Here is a 15,431-nt window from a genome sequence, read left to right on the forward strand (position 1 = left end):
CGGAATAATTCTGCTACGCTAGATGGGCAATGTCGCACGCCTAACCACGACCAGAATATGCCCAACATCGCCCGCATCCTGCAAGAGAGCCGCATCATCGCCATCGTCGGCATGTCCGACAAGCCCGAACGCGCCAGCCACGAGGTGGCCGACTACCTGCTGCAGCATGGCTACCGCGTGTTGCCCGTCAATCCGGCCCTCGCAGGGCACGACGTGCTGGGGCAGCGCGCCTATGCCACCCTGACGCAGGCCGCGGCGGCTGTCGCGCCGGCGCGCATCGATATCGTCGACTGCTTCCGCAAGTCCGAGGATATCCTGCCGATCGCAGAGGAAGCCATCGCCGTCAAGGCCGGCTGTTTGTGGCTGCAGCTCGACGTCGTCAATGAAGAGGCGGCGCAGCTGGCGCGGGCGGCGGGCGTGGACGTGGTGATGGACCATTGCACAAAAATCGAGCACCGCAAGCTGGCGGTGGCGGCATGAAGGCGCGCACGCAATTTCGCGCCGGGCAGGGCTTTGAGCTGAACGAGGAATTCGCCGGCAAGCGCCTGCTGGGGGCCGCCACCAAGGCGGCGAACAAGAAGCTGACGCCAGCCCAGTGCAAGGCCCTGGACCGCGAGGAAACCGTGGCGCTGACGGCGCAGATCGCCGAGTGCCAGAGCATGCTGTATGCGCAGCACAAGAAAAAGGTGCTGCTGGTCTTGCAGGGCATGGATACCTCGGGCAAGGATGGCACGGTCAAGGCCATCTTCAGCAATATCAACCCGATGGGCATCCGCGCCATCGCGTTCAAGGGTCCGACCGATATCGAACTGGCGCACGATTACCTGTGGCGCGTGCACCAGCACGTGCCGGTGAAAGGCGAGATCGCCATCTTCAACCGTAGTCATTACGAGGATGTGCTGATCACGCGCGTGCAGGACATGATCGACAAGGCCGAATGCCAGCGCCGCTACGCGCAGATCCGCGATTTCGAGCGCATGCTGAGCGAAACGGGCACTGTCATCCTGAAAGTCTTCCTGCATATCTCGAAGGACGAGCAGCGTGGACGGCTGCAGGAGCGGCTCGACGATCCGGACCGCCAGTGGAAGTTTGATCCCAACGATATCGCTCAGCGCAAGAAGTGGGATGGCTACCAGCGCGCCTATGAAACGGCAATCCGCGAGACGGATGCCGATCACGCGCCGTGGTACGTGGTGCCGTCCAATTCCAAGACCCAGCGCAACCTGGTGGTCGCCTCCCTGCTGCTGGAAACCCTGCAGGCCATGAAGCTGGAATACCCGGCGCCGGACCCGAAACTGTCGTCTTTCAAGGTCGAGTAGAGGTGGGGGCAGTTCAGTGCTGCGCCTGCGGAATCGGTCGCGCTGTGGCATAGTATCCCTCGTCGATAATTCAAACCAGACCGGAGATCCATATGCTGCAGTTGAAAGATCCTACCTTGTTGCGTCACCAGGCTTACGTGAATGGAGCCTGGGCTGATGCCGATGGTGGCCAGACGATTAATGTGAGTAATCCCGCCACCGGCGAGCATATCGGCACGGTGCCCCTGATGGGTGCAGCCGAGACGCGCCGCGCCATCGAGGCGGCCAATGCCGCCTGGCCTGCCTGGCGCAAGAAGACGGCCAAGGAACGCGCGGCCGTGCTGCGCCGCTGGCATGACCTGATCCTGGAAAACGCCGACGACCTGGCGCTGATCATGACCACCGAGCAGGGTAAACCCTTGCCGGAAGCGAAAGGCGAAGTGCAGTTTGGCGCCTCGTTCATCGAGTGGTTTGCCGAAGAAGGCAAGCGCGTCGCGGGCGATACCTTGCAATCGCCGTGGCCGGATCGCCGCCTGGTCATCACCAAGGAGCCGATCGGCGTATGCGCCGCCATCACGCCGTGGAATTTCCCCGCCGCCATGATCACCCGCAAAGTCGGCCCGGCCCTGGCCGCCGGCTGCCCGATGGTCTTGAAACCGGCCGAAGCAACGCCGTTTTCCGCACTGGCGCTGGCCGTGCTGGCCGAGCGCGCGGGCGTGCCTGCGGGCGTGTTCAGCATCGTCACGGGGGCGCCGAAAGACATCGGCGGCGAAATGACGTCGAACCCCATCGTGCGCAAGCTGACGTTCACGGGCTCGACCCAGGTTGGCCGTTTGCTGGCCGAGCAATGCGCGCCGACGATCAAGAAACTCTCGCTGGAACTGGGCGGCAATGCACCGTTCATCGTTTTCGACGACGCCGACCTGGACGCGGCCGTGGAAGGCGCCATCGCCTCGAAGTACCGCAATGCGGGCCAGACTTGCGTCTGCGCCAATCGCCTGTACGTGCAAGACAGCGTGTACGACGCGTTTGCCGACAAGCTGGTGGCCGCCGTAGCCAAGCTGAAGGTGGGCAACGGCATCGAGGCAGGCGTCACGCAAGGTCCGCTGATCGACGCCAAGGCCGTCGCCAAGGTGGAAGAGCACGTGGCCGATGCCTTGGCCAAGGGCGGCCGCCTGCTGGCCGGCGGCAAGCGCCATGCGCTGGGCAACGGCTTCTTCGAGCCGACCATCATCGCCGACGTGACGAACGACATGCGCGTGGCCACCGAGGAAACCTTCGGCCCGCTGGCGCCCCTGTTCCGCTTCAAGACGGACGATGAAGTGATCGCCCTGGCCAACAACACGGAATTCGGCCTGGCCGCCTACTTCTATTCGCGCGACATCGGCCGCATCTGGCGCGTGGCCGAAGGCCTGGAAACGGGCATGGTCGGCGTCAATACGGGCCTGATCTCGAACGAGATCGCCCCCTTCGGCGGCGTCAAGCAATCGGGCCTGGGCCGCGAAGGGTCGACTTACGGTATCGAAGATTATTTAGTCATTAAATATATCTGCATGGGCGGTATCTAAGGCCGCCTAGCGTGAGCCGCGGCGCGCAGCCAACCTGTCCAGCATGCCCTTGACCGCTTGCATCTGCGTGCCGCTCTTGCGGTAGAAATCCGGGTCGATCGGATTGATGCTGGTGTAGCCCCAGAAATCCCAGCAGCCTTTCGGGTTGTAAGGGTAGACGGGGCTCGGTTCGGCCTGCGGATACAGCACGATGATCTTGTTGGCGTCCGCCACCTGGTTGTAGCCGGTGCTGGTATAGAAACGGTCGCCGATGGCTTGCGTCGTTTGCAGGCAGCCGTGGAACACCACGTGCACGCGGCAGCTCTCGCTGTCGCAGGCTTTCGGGATGTAGGCGTAGCCCGTATTGTGCATGCTGGAGTACGCGCCCTGGATGAAGCTGCGCTGGTTGAATGCGATCAGCTTGCCCGTCAGGGTGCTCGGCGAGGGCTGCAGGTCCGGGTACAGGTGCTGCAGGATGTCGCGCGCCTGCACGTAGTCGCAGTCGTTGATGAAGGGCGACTCCGTCACGGCGCAGGGCTTATCCCGTTGGCTGTCGGTCAAGATGGCGTGGCCCGCGACTAGCGTGTCGACGAAGCGGATCTGCGCCGCCGGCGTACCCGCCAATGCATAGAATTTTCCCACCTGCTCCACTACCGGCCGCGTCACGGTCTGGTCTTTCGTTCCGCTGAACAGATAGACGCGCTGGCGTTTCAGGTTGGCCGTGTCGTCAATGAGTCGGGCGCGCGCAAAATCGTTCGCCGCGCGCAGTAATTCGCTGGCGACAGGCGGCGCCACCTGCGCGCTGCCCGGATTCATGCAGGTGGTCAGGGCATTCGTCAGGTAGGGAATGTAGGGGAAGCGGCCCGGCTGGCCCGAACAGAAATACGGGCCGCCCGCGATGATGCCGGCGCCGGCCACCGTGGCCGAATAGGCGACGGCAAATTGCGCCGCCATGAAGCCGCCCGAGGACAGGCCGGACACCGTGGTCTGGCTCAGGTCAGCCTGGTAGCCGGGCAGGGCGGCGGCGTCCCTGGTTGCGGCGGGCTTGACGGCTTTGGCGGCGTGCGCGCCGCCCGGCGCCAGGACGAGCAGGCTGGCGGCCAGCAGGGCGGTGGTTAATGCGGTCAGGTGCGGGAAGGACATGGCTACTCCACAGGACAAGGACAGGAAGGCCGAGCATAGGTAAAAAAACTGTGTGTTGGGCAAGTACTGCACGGTCCTTGATGTCGCTCAAGCCATCGCTGTTGTTGTACGTCTTGTACGCGTGCGCGGCGTTTGACATAGAATGGTTTTTTTCCGTTCAACCATGGTGCCCCTCATGTCCAAGACCCTTGCCCAGCTGTTTGCGCTCACCACCCTTGCCGCCGGCGCCAGCCTGGCCATGCCGGCCCATGCCGCCGAAGCTGCTACAGCTGCTACAGCTGCTACAGCTGCCGCCGCGCCAGCGGCCTGTCCCGCCATCCTCAAGCAGACCTTCAAGCGCCTGCAGGATGAAGTGCCGCAAAACCTGTGCCAGTACGCGGGCAAGGTTGTGTTGGTGGTCAATACGGCAAGTTATTGTGGTTTTACCAATCAATACGAAGGGCTCGAGGCGCTGTACGCCAAGTATGGCAGCAAGGGCCTGGTGGTGCTGGGTTTCCCGTCGAACGATTTCGGCAAGCAGGAGCCCGGCAACAGCAAGGAAATCGCCGATTTCTGCTACAACACCTATGGCGTGAAGTTCCCCATGTTTTCGAAGTCCGTGGTATCCGGTCCCGCGCCAAATCCGCTGTACGTAGACCTGATCAAGCAGACGGGCAAGACCCCGGCCTGGAATTTCCATAAATACCTGATCGACCGCCACGGTAAAGTGGTGGAAAGCTTCCCCAGCAAGGTAACGCCGGACGACAAGAAACTCGTTGGTGCGGTGGAAAAAGCGCTGGCGCTGTAAGTTGCCGATACACAAGCAGGCTTGAATGCCTGCTTTTTTTAAGGCTCTGTCCCCGATAAGTAGGGGAATTCCGAGAATTTTCCTGGGGCCCTGCTGTCTGACTGTACATATCAGACAAACGGGAGTCTTCCATGCAGCCAGCCCAGTGGAAAACCTTCATCGCCCAGTTCACCGCACTGAGCCAGCGTCAACGCCTGGCGAGCATCGCCCTGCTGCGCGGGGCAGCGTCCCAGGACGCCGCCGTGGCACTCGTCGAAAGCGTGGCCCGGCAGCGCTTGCACTGTCCTGCCTGCAACAGCAGCCATGCTCACCGGCATGGCCACGCGCACGGACTGCAGCGCTATCGCTGTGTGGCCTGCGGACGCACCTTCAATGCGCTCACCGGCACGCCGCTGGCGCGCTTGCGCCACAAGACCTTATGGCTCAACTATGCCGACTGCTTGCTGGCATCGGCTTCCGTGCGCAAGGCAGCGAGCCAGCTGGGTGTCCACCGCAATACCACCTTTCGCTGGCGTCACCGGTTTTTATCGTTGGCAAAAACGGACCGGCCGCATTGCCTGCACGGCATCGCCGAGGCCGACGAGCTGTATGTGCTGGAGTCGCAAAAGGGCGCGCGGCAGTTGACGCGTCCGGCGCGCCGCCGTGGCGGCCGTGTCCGCAAGCGCGGCATTTCCAATGAACAGGTCTGTATCCTGGTGGCGCGCGACCGCACGGGACAAACCCTCGATTTCGTCACGGGCAAAGGCGCGCTGACCAAGGCGCAGTTGCATGCTTGCCTGCCTCCCGTCATCGACAAGGATGTCTTGCTGGTGACCGACGGGCATGCCGCCTATCGCGCCTTCGCACGTGAAGCCGGGCTCAGCCACCAGGCCGTCAACGTGCGCGCCGGCATCCGCGTACAGGGCGCCGCCCACGTGCAGAACGTCAATGCCTACCACAGCCGCTTGCGCGGCTGGCTGCGCATATTCCACGGGGTAGCCAGCCGTTACCTGCCGAATTATCTGGGTTGGCGCTGGATACTCGACGCCGGACGCATCCGCTCCCCAGAAACATTGTTGAAGGCAACCATGGGAGAGTTCCCACACCTTACGATGACATAGCCTTTTTTAATGCCGTGCTTGTTGTCTTGCCATCATTGTCCTAAGCTGGTTGTTGGCGTTTGTCACAACAAAGGAGAACATCATGGCGTATGTCGATGGATTTGTGGTACCCGTACCGAAAGCCAAGCTCGATGCATACCTGGCCATGTCGCGCAGTTGCGGCGCCGTCTGGCGCGAATATGGCGCGCTGGAATTTCGCGAATGCGTGGGCGACGATGTCAAGCCAGGCAAGCTGACTTCGTTCCCGCAGGCGGTGGACTTGCAGGATGGTGAAGTGGTGGTGTTTTCATGGATCGTGTATGCGTCGCGCGCCAAGCGCGATGAAATCAACGACAAGGTCATGAAAGACCCGCGCCTGGCCGAGATGATGGATCCGGCCAAGCTGCCGTTCGATGGCAAGCGGATGATTTATGGCGGTTACGAAATGCGCATTGACCTGTAACCCCTGAAACAGTCCATGGCGGCGTTGCAGTGCCTCGTCGTGCGTTCGCACTGCCTTCGGCAATGCGCCTTGCCCTGAACGGTTTCAGGTGCTACCGGTTTACAGGACGAGCAGCGCAGGCAAAGCGCCGCGCAGCGCATTGCATACGACGATCGCTTCGGCCTGCGCCAGCATGGCGCGCGTGATGATGGTTTCCTGCGCGTTCCAGGCGGGATCGGCCAGCATGGCCGCGCGCTGCACGCCGGGCAGCAGGCCGCAGGACAGGGGCGGCGTATGCCAGCGGCCATCGAGCCGGACGAAGACATTGCTGCGCCCGCCCTCCGTCAGCTCGCCCCGTTCGTTAAAGAACAGCATGTCGAAACCGCCTTGCGCCTCGGCCGCACGCCAGGCCGCGTCGTAGCCTGCGCGCACGCTGCTCTTGTGGCGCAGGAACAGGTCGTTCGCCATCGTGGCGTCAGGTGCCAGCATGACATTGACCGTGGCTGGCAGAGGCGTCAGCGTGCCGCTTTGCAGCGTAAACTGGCCATCCTGGCGCAGCGCCAGGCGCAGGCGGAAGGGGGCATCGTCTGCGCGTGCCGCGCAGGCCGCCTGCAGCGCGGCGTGGGCAGCGTCTGCATCCCAGGCAAAACCGAAGTAGGCGCAGGAGGCAGCCAGGCGCGCCAGGTGGCGCTCTTGCTGGCGGCAGCCGTCGGCGCGGCTGGCGTGCAGGGTTTCGAATAGTTCGAAGTCGTTGCCCAGCCCCGTCAGGAAGCGGGCCTTGAGCTGGCACTCCGCAAATTCTTCCTGCGGATCGCTGTCGAGCACGATGCCGGCGCCTACGCCCATTTCGCCGCGCCGGATGCCTTCAGCGCCAGGTGGCTGCAGGGCCAGGGTGCGGATCGGCACGGACATGCAGAAGTCGCCCACCGCGCGGACAGCGCCGGCGGTCGGCGGATCGAACCAGCCGATGGCGCCCGTGTAGATGCCGCGCGGCGCCCCTTCCAGTTCGGCGATGATTTCCATGGTGCGCCGTTTCGGCGCGCCCGTGATCGAGCCGCACGGATACAAGGCCTGGAAGATGTCGGCCAGGCTGGCATCCTGGCGCAAGCGCGCCTGCACGGTGGAGGTCATTTGCAGCACGCTGCTGTAGCGCGTCACCTCGAACAGGGCCGGGACCTTGACGGAGCCCGTGGCGGCGATGCGGCCGATGTCGTTGCGCAGCAGGTCGACGATCATCAGGTTTTCCGCGCGATTCTTTGGATCATTGGCCAGGGCGCTGGCGCGGCGCGCGTTTTCTGCCACTTGATCCGCAGGGGCGGCCGGCGCCGTGCCTTTCATGGGACGCGCCGTCAACTCGCCTTGCGCATGGCGCACGAACAGCTCCGGCGACAGCGACAGCAGGGCGCCGCCATCGGGCAGCATCACCAGCGCGCCATACGGCACGGGCTGGCGCGCGCGCAGCCGCGCATACAGGGCCAGGGGCGAACCAAAGGCGTCGAAGCGCAAGCGATACGTGTAGTTGACTTGGTAGGTGTCGCCGGCCACGATGTAGTCGTGGATGCGGTGCAGCGCGCGCGTGAATTCGGCTTGATCCACATTCGCGTGTATGTCGGCCACGCCGGCCGGCGCGGCGTCCGCGCGGACGCGCTCGTCCAGCCACTGTGCCACCTCGTCCTGCGACAGCTGCGTACATTGTTCAAAGACGAGTACTTGCGCCAGCGGCGGCACGCCGGGGCTCGCCGTGCGTGGCGGCATGGCCAGCAAATGCGCGCCCAGCTCGTAGCTGCACACGCTGACGGCGTACTGGCCCCGTTTTAACGCCCCTTGCAGCCCCTCGAGCAGGGCCGGCCACTGCTCCCCCTCGGTGCACCGCAAGACTGCCGCCAGGCCCGTGTACAGGCGCGAACCGGCGCCCGGGGTGCTGGCGTCGTCGAGCAGGGCGAAACAGTCGGTATGCATGGGGACAGCCGCGGCGGTGACTTACCCCAGCAGCATGGCGATTTGCAGCGCCGCTTCCTGGGAGGGATTGATCTTGAAGCCGCTCTTGGCGTAGCGGTGCCAGCGTCCGATGACGAAGCTGACGATCAGGGTGGCGCGCGCCGCCACTTCGCTTTCCTTGCCATGGCCTTCGGCGGCGGCCACGCGCAAGGCCTGCTTGAGCGCCAGTTCCACGCGGTCGTAGAACTGGTTCATGCGCACTTGCAGCCGCTCGTCCTCATTGACCAGCGCGTCGCCGATCAGCACGCGCGTCATGCCCGGATTGCTGATGGCGAAATTGAGCAGCATGCCGATGATGTCGCGCGTCTGCGTCATGCCGTCGCTGTGCTTTTCCGCGATCTGGTTGATCAGGCCGAAGACGCTAGCCTCGATGAATTCGATCAGCCCTTCGAACATTTGCGCCTTGCTGGCGAAATGGCGGTACAGGGCCGCTTCCGACACGGCCAGTCTGGCCGCCAGTGCGGCAGTGGTGATCTTTTCGCCTTTCGGCTGCTCCAGCATTGCGGCGAGCGCCTGAAGAATTTGTAGCCTGCGTTGGCCCGGCGGTGTGCTTGCCATATTTTCTCTTGTCGTTAAAAAAATGCTGCCTTGATGGGGATATCCGTCACCGCCGCTAGCGGTGCTGCTTCCGGCGTCAACCGGAAGCCCAGGAGTCCCCTTCAACGCAAACGGTGAAGGCGGCGTGCCAAATGCCGGACAGATTTTACTTTGACATCGACGTAAGCGGGGCGATTTAACGCCTTGGGCAGCTTCGCCACGCCGATCGGATCGGCCATTTTCAGGTATTGCGTGACCCAGGCCGTGCGCAGGCCCAGTTTTTTCGCGCCCTTCAGGTTGGCCAGGGTGTCTTCCACCAGGATGCAGCGGCCAGGACGGATCTGGTGCTTGCGCATCAGTTTGCGCAGCATCAGGGTCGATGGCTTGGGCCGCAGCTGGCGGTGCACATGCATCGCCTCGATGGCGATATGCTGCGAAAAATGCTGGCGCAAGCCCAGGTGGCGCATCACGTCGCTCGAATAGCGCAGCGGCGCGTTGGTGAGTAAAATTTTACGGCCGGGCAGGCGTTTGAGTAAAGCCCCCAGCCCGCGCTCGGCGCGTATCATGGCGCGCAAATCGTCGAAGGCGTGCGTCTCGTGGAGGAAGTGTGCGGCCTGCACCTGATGGTGCTTGACCATGCCCAGCAAGGTGGCGCCATAGCGGTGCCAGTAGGCCGCGCGCGCCGCATTGACGATGGCGTCGTCGGCCGGCGTCACGCCGTCGCCCAGTACGCGGGCAATATACGTGTTCATATTGGCCGTGATGGTGGGGAAGATGGCGTGCGAGGCATTGTGCAGCGTGTTGTCGAGGTCAAACAGCCAGACCGGCGACGAGCGGTTAAGATGGGACACAGGCACAGGAGTCTTTAGGCAAGATGATAAGCAAGATGAAAAATTCAACAATCAGGAAAACCATGCGACGCCAGATTATAGTGATGTTTTGCGGATTATTCTTGCTGCCGTTGCCGGCGGCCTTTGCCGAAGCACCGCCCGTGGCGCAAAACCGGGGCGCCCTGTTCAAGGTGCAGGACGCCAGTCACACCCTGTATCTGTTCGGCACCATCCACGTTGGCGCCCCTGATTTTTATCCGCTGGAGCCGACCGTGACGCAGGCATTGGAAGGCGCCGGGGCGCTGGCGCTGGAGATCGATCCTGGCGCCGACCCGCGCGCCGCCCTGGGCGCGGTGCTGAAATACGGCATGGAGGCGCCGGGTAGCAAAGTGCCGGCCGACTGCCGCCAGACCCTGGCCCCGCGCCTGGCGCCGCTGTTGCAAAAATACGGCATTCCAGCCGAATCGGTGGCGCCGATGAAGCCGTGGATGCTGGCCAGCATGCTGGCCATCGGCGAATTTTCCACCCTCGGCTACCGCTCCGACCTGGCCGTCGACAATTATCTGTCGCAGCAGGCCAGGGCGCGCAAGATCCCCGTGCTGGAACTCGAATCGATGGAAGGCCAGATGGCGCTATTTGGCGCCATGTCGCCGGCCGACCAGTGCCGCTTCCTGGAAGACGGCGTGGCGTCGATCGAAGACCAGGAACAAAGCCAGGAAGCGCGCGAGATCGCCAACGCCTGGCGCACGGCCGACGCGGCCGCCTTCGACAAGCTGGCCGCGAAAGCCGCAACAGACCCGTCATTCGCCGCGCAATTCGTGCAAAAAGTGCTGCTCGATGGCCGCAACCCGGCCCTGGCCGACGGCATCGCCAAACTCCTTGCGCGCGAAAAGCACAGCCTGGCCGCCATCGGCGTGCTGCATCTGGTCGGAACGAAAAGCGTGCCGGACTTGTTGCGTCAAAGGGGCTTGAAGGTCGAGCGAGTGTATTAAGTTCTGACAGCAGACAGCAAGGATGCCGTGGCTTAGCCGCGCGACAGGCTGCGGCAGAGTAGATGAAAATTGTTCAGGGCAAGGCGCCGAGCCGAAGACAGTACGCATGTACGGCGAGGCGAGGCAACGCAGCCATGGACATTTTTCAGATACGGGGATAAATCGATGGTGCCCTTGACGTGGATCGAACACGTGGCCTCTCCCTTACCAAGGAAGTGCTCTACCACTGAGCTACAAGGGCATAAAAAATCGGCGCTGGGTGAGTTGCGCCGAATTATTTTTTAGTGCGAACGGATCATAGTACCAAAAGCCTGCTCGGTCAACACTTCCAGCAATAATGAGTGTTCGATGCGGCCGTCGATGATGTGCACCGTGTTCACGCCGGACTTGGCGGCGTCGAGCGCGGACGAGATCTTCGGCAGCATGCCGCCCGAGATCGTGCCATCGGCGAACATCTCGTCGATTTCGCGCGCCGACAGATCGGTCACCAGGTTGCCCTGCTTGTCCTGGACGCCGGCGATGTTGGTCATCATGATCAGCTTTTCCGCTTTCAGGATTTCCGCGATTTTTCCCGCCACGACGTCGGCGTTGATGTTGTAGGCCTGGCCGTCCTGGCCGAAACCGATCGGCGAGATGATGGGGATGAAGGCGTCGTCCTGCAGCGCCTTGACGACTGCCGGGTTGATCGCGTCGATCTCGCCCACAAAGCCGATGTCGAGGAATTCGCCCGGATGTTCGCGGTCCGGCATCTGCATCTTGCGCGCGCGGATCAAGCCGCCATCCTTGCCCGTCAGGCCGACGGCCTGGCCACCGTAATGGTTGATCAGCATGACGATATCCTGCTGTACTTCGCCGCCCAGCACCCACTCCACCACTTCCATGGTTTCTTCATCGGTGATGCGCATGCCTTGCACGAAGGTGCCTTGCTTGCCGATTTTTTTCAGCGCGTTGTCGATCTGCGGTCCGCCGCCGTGTACCACGACCGGGTTCATGCCGACCAGCTTGAGCAGGATGACGTCGCGCGCGAAGCCATGCTTCAGGCGTTCGTCCGTCATGGCATTGCCACCGTATTTGATGACGATGGTCTTGCCATGGAAATTGCGAATGTAAGGAAGGGCCTCGGCCAGAATCTGCGCCTTGATTTGCGGCGACACCGCCGTCAAGTCGTCATTCATGTCCAGGTTCAAGTTAGCTAGTTGATTCATGGCGAGTCCGGAAAATAGATTTGTGGGATTTTACAGGGAAGAAGAAAATCTTGGAGGCATTATAGGGCGATCTTGTTGTATTTTCCCTGATGATCCTATAGTCTGGTCCGATATGTCCCCCAGCCAGCCCTTTTACTGCCAGTTACATCTGCGTCGCATCCCGGCGCAGCATGACACACACTTGCCAATTCAAACACAGTCATGAGCCAGTGCACTCTCTGCGGCGCCACCTTCCAGTGTGGCCAGACTGATCCGCAGGCCAGCGAACCATGCTGGTGCACGGCCTTGCCGCCCGCCATGCCCGTGCCTGGTAGTAGCGCCATCGGCTGCTGGTGCCCGGCCTGCCTTCAAGCGCATATTGCCACCCTGACACCTCCTCTAAAAGCGGTCACTTCGACCAATTAAGCGCTTCGGTACAGATTGCTTTGCAATAAACCTTGCGTTCCGTAGGGGAATACGGTCAGACTTCGATTTTAAAGAATTTCTGACAGGAAAGTCATGCGCTTCAGGGATATCCGCATCGGCGTGCGCATCAATGCCGGTTATGCCATTTTGATCGTGCTGATGCTGGTCGTCATTGTCCTGGCGGGCAGCCGCATCTATGCCATCCGCGCCGAGACCGACGATATCCTGCAGCGTGACTGGGTCGCCGCCAAGGCCACCAGCAAGATCCATGGGCTGGCGCGCGAGGCGGCCACGCGCATCGGCAACCTGCCGAACCAGCACGAGCTGGCGCGGCGCCAGGCGAATCAGGCGCGCCTGGAAGCGATCAGGCAAGGCATCGATGAGCAGGTGCGCATCCTCGATGGTCTCGATGCGCGGCCCGAGGAACGGCGCCTGCTGGAGCAGATGCACCTTGCACGCGCCGACTACTATGTTTCGCTCAAGGCGATGTTCGAACTGGTCGAGCGCGGCGAGGATGCCCGCGCCGAGCAGGCCATGCAGACGCGGACCTTGCCGGTGCTGGAAAAGGTGCTGTTGTATGTGGGCCAGCTCGATGACTTGCAGCAGCAACTGATACGCGACAGTGCGGCCAGGATACGTGACGATATCGATACGTCGCTGATCCTGATGGGCGGCATCGGGCTGGCAGCCCTGTTGATCGGCCTGGCCTTTGCCTGGTCGGCGCGCTCGATCACGCGTCCGCTGGGCGAGGCGGTGGCAATCGCTACGCGCGTGGCCAACGGCGATCTCAGTTCCGTCATCGAAGTGACGTCGCGCGATGAGACGGGCGAATTGCTGCAGGCGCTGAAAAACATGAGTACCAGCCTGGCCGTCGAGCAGGACCTGCGCCACGCCGTCGAAGTGGCCGAGGATGCGACCAAGATGAAGTCGGACTTCCTGGCGAATATGTCGCACGAGATCCGCACGCCGATGAATGGCATCATCGGCATGACCCACCTGGCGCTGCAGACGGAGCTCACCTCGACCCAGCGCAATTACCTGGAAAAGGTGGAATCGGCTTCGAAGAACTTGCTGGCCATCATCGACGACATCCTCGATTTCTCGAAGATCGAGGCGGGCAAGATGGCCTTTGAAAAAGTCGATTTTTTCCTCGAGGACGTGCTGGCGCAGATCGCCGACCTGTCCGTGATGCGGGCCCAGGACAAGGGGCTCGAACTGCTGTTCGACATCGGCCCCGACGTGCCGAACGCATTGCAGGGCGATCCGCTGCGCCTGGGCCAGGTACTCATCAACCTGACCAACAACGCCATCAAATTTACGGACAAGGGCGAGATCGTCGTCAGCATCCGCCTGCAGCAGCTGGAAGAACATGCGGCGGTGCTGCGTGTCGATGTGCGCGACACGGGCATCGGCCTGACGCCGCCCCAGCGCAGCAAGTTGTTCCAGGCCTTTACCCAGGCCGACACCTCCACCACGCGCCACCATGGCGGCACGGGCCTGGGACTGACGATCAGCAAGCGTCTGGTGGAAATGATGGAAGGCGAGATCGACCTGGTCAGCGAGGCGGGTGTGGGCAGCACCTTTTTCTTCACGGCCCGCTTCGGCCTGGCCGCCGTGCCGCGCGACAGCTTGCCGCAGTTACAGCACCAACAGCAGTTCCAGGGCCTGCGCGTGCTGGTGGTCGACGACAACCCCAGTGCGCGCGAAATCTTCGTCAGCATGCTGACGGCGCTGGGCTTCGAGGCGCGTGCCGTGTTTGGCGGCGTGCTGGCCATCGGCGCCGTGGCGCAGGCGCGCGCCGAGGGGCGCCCGTACGGGCTGGTGCTGATGGACTGGAAAATGCCGGGCATGAACGGCCTCGATACCCTGGCCGGCATCCGTGCCGATGCCGCTGGCATCGATACTACGCCGGCCTGCATCATGGTCACGGCTTTCCATCGCGAAGCGCTGCTGGAGGCGGCGCGCCAGCGGGAATTGCCGCTCGATGGCGTATTGAACAAGCCGGTCAGCGCCTCGACCCTGCTCGACCAGATATCGGTCGTGTTTGGCGGCGTGACAGGGCAGAGCCGCAAAACGCAGCGCCAGAGCAGCTACCGCGACGACGAACGCGCCCTGCGCGGTGCCTGGCTGCTGCTGGTGGAAGATAATGAGGTGAACCAGGAAGTGGCGCAGCATATTCTCAACGACGCAGGCATCCGCGTCGACATTGCCAGCAATGGCGCCATCGCGCTGGCGAAGATCGAGGAAAACGCCTATGACGGCGTACTGATGGATTGCCAGATGCCGGTGATGGATGGCTACCAGGCGACGCGAAAACTGCGCCAGGATCCCCGCTATTCGAATTTGCCCGTGATCGCCATGACGGCCAATGCCATGGTAGGCGACAAGGAAAAATGCCTGGATGCCGGCATGAACGATTTCATCGCCAAGCCGATCGATGTGGCGCAGCTGTTTGGCACACTGGCGCGCTGGATCGCGCCGGCCACGCCGCAGGAAATGACGGCGGTTGTGACACAGCCGGAAGCGGAGCTGCCCGTGATCGCCGGTCTGAAAATGGCTGAAGCCATGCGGCGCGTGGGCGGCAATGCCACTTTGATGCGAAAATTGCTGGATCGTTTCGTGGAAACCCAGTTCGATGCCATGCAGCGCATCGTTGCCGCCATCGAGAATAACCAGCTCGAGACGGCGATCCGCGAAGCGCATACCCTGAAGGGCCTGGCTGGCAATATCGGCGCCGGCGGCCTGGCCGACAGTGCCGCGCGGGTCGAGCACTTGCTCAGCCTGGGCTCGCACGATGGCTTGCCGCAGGCATTGGCGGCCTGCACGCTGGCGCTCGACGAGCTGGTGCCGAAGATCGTGCTGGCCAGCCAGTCGCGCGGCAATGTGGCCGAGGCGGGCGGCGCGGCGGTGGCGCACGTGGCGCCGGTCGACCGGGCGCACCTGGAAGCGGGCTTGCGCGAGCTGTCGCAGCTGCTACAGCAGGACGACGCGCAGGCCGTCAAGCACCTCGACGGCATTGGTCCCGTGCTGGTCGCGGCAGGACAGGCCGAACACGCGCGCCAGTTGAAGCGCATGCTGGGACAATACGATTTCGAAGGTGCGCTGGCGCAGCTGGGCGAGGTGGCCGATGCGCTGGAGCTGACACTGTGACAAGGACAACTATGCAGA

General features: G+C 62.8%; 14 protein-coding genes and 1 tRNA gene. 9 read left to right on the top strand and 6 right to left on the bottom strand.

The features are described 5' to 3' along the window. Positions 1–57: 57 nt before the first annotated feature. From ACQ4WS_RS15235 to gabD, 3 genes are all read left to right on the top strand, one after another. On the top strand, positions 58–480 hold the full coding sequence (locus tag ACQ4WS_RS15235) for a CoA-binding protein (protein WP_436477542.1): 423 nt from the start codon (positions 58–60) through the stop codon (positions 478–480). Then, positions 477–1,319 carry a PPK2 family polyphosphate kinase gene (locus tag ACQ4WS_RS15240; protein WP_436477544.1) on the top strand — a complete coding sequence of 281 codons (843 nt, stop codon included), beginning with the start codon at positions 477–479 and terminating at the stop codon, positions 1,317–1,319. The genes ACQ4WS_RS15235 and ACQ4WS_RS15240 overlap by 4 nt, the downstream gene beginning before the upstream one ends. 92 nt (positions 1,320–1,411) lie before the next feature. Further along, positions 1,412–2,866, top strand: a complete 1,455-nt coding sequence (gene gabD, locus ACQ4WS_RS15245; protein WP_289950484.1) for an NADP-dependent succinate-semialdehyde dehydrogenase — start codon at positions 1,412–1,414, stop codon at positions 2,864–2,866. A 6-nt stretch (positions 2,867–2,872) separates the two neighbouring features. Here the strand turns inward: gabD and ACQ4WS_RS15250 are convergent, their stop codons facing one another. Next, positions 2,873–3,988 carry an extracellular catalytic domain type 2 short-chain-length polyhydroxyalkanoate depolymerase gene (locus tag ACQ4WS_RS15250; protein WP_436477546.1) on the bottom strand — a complete coding sequence of 372 codons (1,116 nt, stop codon included), beginning with the start codon at positions 3,986–3,988 and terminating at the stop codon, positions 2,873–2,875. Positions 3,989–4,163: 175 nt separating this feature from the next. Between ACQ4WS_RS15250 and ACQ4WS_RS15255 the strand changes: the two genes are divergently transcribed. From ACQ4WS_RS15255 to ACQ4WS_RS15265, 3 genes are all read left to right on the top strand, one after another. After that, on the top strand, positions 4,164–4,775 hold the full coding sequence (locus ACQ4WS_RS15255; RefSeq protein WP_436477548.1) for a glutathione peroxidase: 612 nt from the start codon (positions 4,164–4,166) through the stop codon (positions 4,773–4,775). Between the two features lie 131 nt (positions 4,776–4,906). Continuing rightward, on the top strand, positions 4,907–5,875 hold the full coding sequence (locus ACQ4WS_RS15260) for an IS1595 family transposase (RefSeq protein WP_436477549.1): 969 nt from the start codon (positions 4,907–4,909) through the stop codon (positions 5,873–5,875). 82 nt (positions 5,876–5,957) lie between these two features. Continuing rightward, complete coding sequence (locus ACQ4WS_RS15265) at positions 5,958–6,317, top strand: DUF1428 domain-containing protein (RefSeq protein ID WP_436477551.1); 360 nt, start codon at positions 5,958–5,960, stop codon at positions 6,315–6,317. Between the two features lie 99 nt (positions 6,318–6,416). Here ACQ4WS_RS15265 and pabB read toward each other — a convergent pair whose 3' ends face one another. The 3 genes from pabB to ACQ4WS_RS15280 form a co-directional block, all read right to left on the bottom strand. After that, positions 6,417–8,255, bottom strand: coding sequence for an aminodeoxychorismate synthase component I (gene pabB / locus ACQ4WS_RS15270; protein ID WP_436477553.1), 1,839 nt, complete (start codon positions 8,253–8,255; stop codon positions 6,417–6,419). A 21-nt stretch (positions 8,256–8,276) separates the two neighbouring features. Continuing rightward, the gene (gene slmA, locus ACQ4WS_RS15275; protein WP_436477555.1) at positions 8,277–8,852 is read right to left on the bottom strand and encodes a nucleoid occlusion factor SlmA; all 576 of its coding nucleotides are present in this window, start codon (positions 8,850–8,852) and stop codon (positions 8,277–8,279) included. Between the two features lie 101 nt (positions 8,853–8,953). Continuing rightward, positions 8,954–9,688 carry a pyrimidine 5'-nucleotidase gene (locus ACQ4WS_RS15280; protein ID WP_436477557.1) on the bottom strand — a complete coding sequence of 245 codons (735 nt, stop codon included), beginning with the start codon at positions 9,686–9,688 and terminating at the stop codon, positions 8,954–8,956. Between the two features lie 95 nt (positions 9,689–9,783). On the opposite strand from ACQ4WS_RS15280, the gene ACQ4WS_RS15285 reads away from it, so the two are divergent. After that, positions 9,784–10,653, top strand: coding sequence for a TraB/GumN family protein (locus ACQ4WS_RS15285; RefSeq protein ID WP_436477559.1), 870 nt, complete (start codon positions 9,784–9,786; stop codon positions 10,651–10,653). Between the two features lie 166 nt (positions 10,654–10,819). On the opposite strand, the gene ACQ4WS_RS15290 is transcribed toward ACQ4WS_RS15285, so the two are convergent. Then, positions 10,820–10,894, bottom strand: a tRNA-Thr gene (locus ACQ4WS_RS15290). A 40-nt stretch (positions 10,895–10,934) separates the two neighbouring features. After that, on the bottom strand, positions 10,935–11,828 hold the full coding sequence (argB, locus tag ACQ4WS_RS15295; RefSeq protein WP_010393729.1) for an acetylglutamate kinase: 894 nt from the start codon (positions 11,826–11,828) through the stop codon (positions 10,935–10,937). A gap of 231 nt (positions 11,829–12,059) precedes the next feature. Between argB and ACQ4WS_RS15300 the strand changes: the two genes are divergently transcribed. Next, positions 12,060–12,263 (top strand): cysteine-rich CWC family protein, encoded by a 204-nt coding sequence (locus tag ACQ4WS_RS15300; RefSeq protein ID WP_436477561.1) that lies wholly within the window; start codon positions 12,060–12,062, stop codon positions 12,261–12,263. A 93-nt stretch (positions 12,264–12,356) separates the two neighbouring features. Continuing rightward, positions 12,357–15,413 carry a response regulator gene (locus ACQ4WS_RS15305; RefSeq protein WP_436477563.1) on the top strand — a complete coding sequence of 1,019 codons (3,057 nt, stop codon included), beginning with the start codon at positions 12,357–12,359 and terminating at the stop codon, positions 15,411–15,413. Positions 15,414–15,431 lie beyond the last annotated feature (18 nt).

This window comes from Janthinobacterium leeuwenhoeki (assembly GCF_051380795.1).
Taxonomy (GTDB): Bacteria; Pseudomonadota; Gammaproteobacteria; order Burkholderiales; family Burkholderiaceae_D; genus Janthinobacterium.

Excerpts from the sequence above, each read along its gene's own strand:
- ACQ4WS_RS15235 (WP_436477542.1), top strand. The coding sequence starts at position 58 with ATGCCCAACATCGCCCGCATCCTGCAAGAGAGCCGCATCATCGCCATC.
- ACQ4WS_RS15240 (WP_436477544.1), top strand. The coding sequence starts at position 477 with ATGAAGGCGCGCACGCAATTTCGCGCCGGGCAGGGCTTTGAGCTGAAC.
- gabD (WP_289950484.1), top strand. The coding sequence starts at position 1,412 with ATGCTGCAGTTGAAAGATCCTACCTTGTTGCGTCACCAGGCTTACGTG.
- ACQ4WS_RS15250 (WP_436477546.1), bottom strand. The coding sequence starts at position 3,988 with ATGTCCTTCCCGCACCTGACCGCATTAACCACCGCCCTGCTGGCCGCC.
- ACQ4WS_RS15255 (WP_436477548.1), top strand. The coding sequence starts at position 4,164 with ATGTCCAAGACCCTTGCCCAGCTGTTTGCGCTCACCACCCTTGCCGCC.
- ACQ4WS_RS15260 (WP_436477549.1), top strand. The coding sequence starts at position 4,907 with ATGCAGCCAGCCCAGTGGAAAACCTTCATCGCCCAGTTCACCGCACTG.
- ACQ4WS_RS15265 (WP_436477551.1), top strand. The coding sequence starts at position 5,958 with ATGGCGTATGTCGATGGATTTGTGGTACCCGTACCGAAAGCCAAGCTC.
- pabB (WP_436477553.1), bottom strand. The coding sequence starts at position 8,255 with ATGCATACCGACTGTTTCGCCCTGCTCGACGACGCCAGCACCCCGGGC.
- slmA (WP_436477555.1), bottom strand. The coding sequence starts at position 8,852 with ATGGCAAGCACACCGCCGGGCCAACGCAGGCTACAAATTCTTCAGGCG.
- argB (WP_010393729.1), bottom strand. The coding sequence starts at position 11,828 with ATGAATGACGACTTGACGGCGGTGTCGCCGCAAATCAAGGCGCAGATT.
- ACQ4WS_RS15300 (WP_436477561.1), top strand. The coding sequence starts at position 12,060 with ATGAGCCAGTGCACTCTCTGCGGCGCCACCTTCCAGTGTGGCCAGACT.
- ACQ4WS_RS15305 (WP_436477563.1), top strand. The coding sequence starts at position 12,357 with ATGCGCTTCAGGGATATCCGCATCGGCGTGCGCATCAATGCCGGTTAT.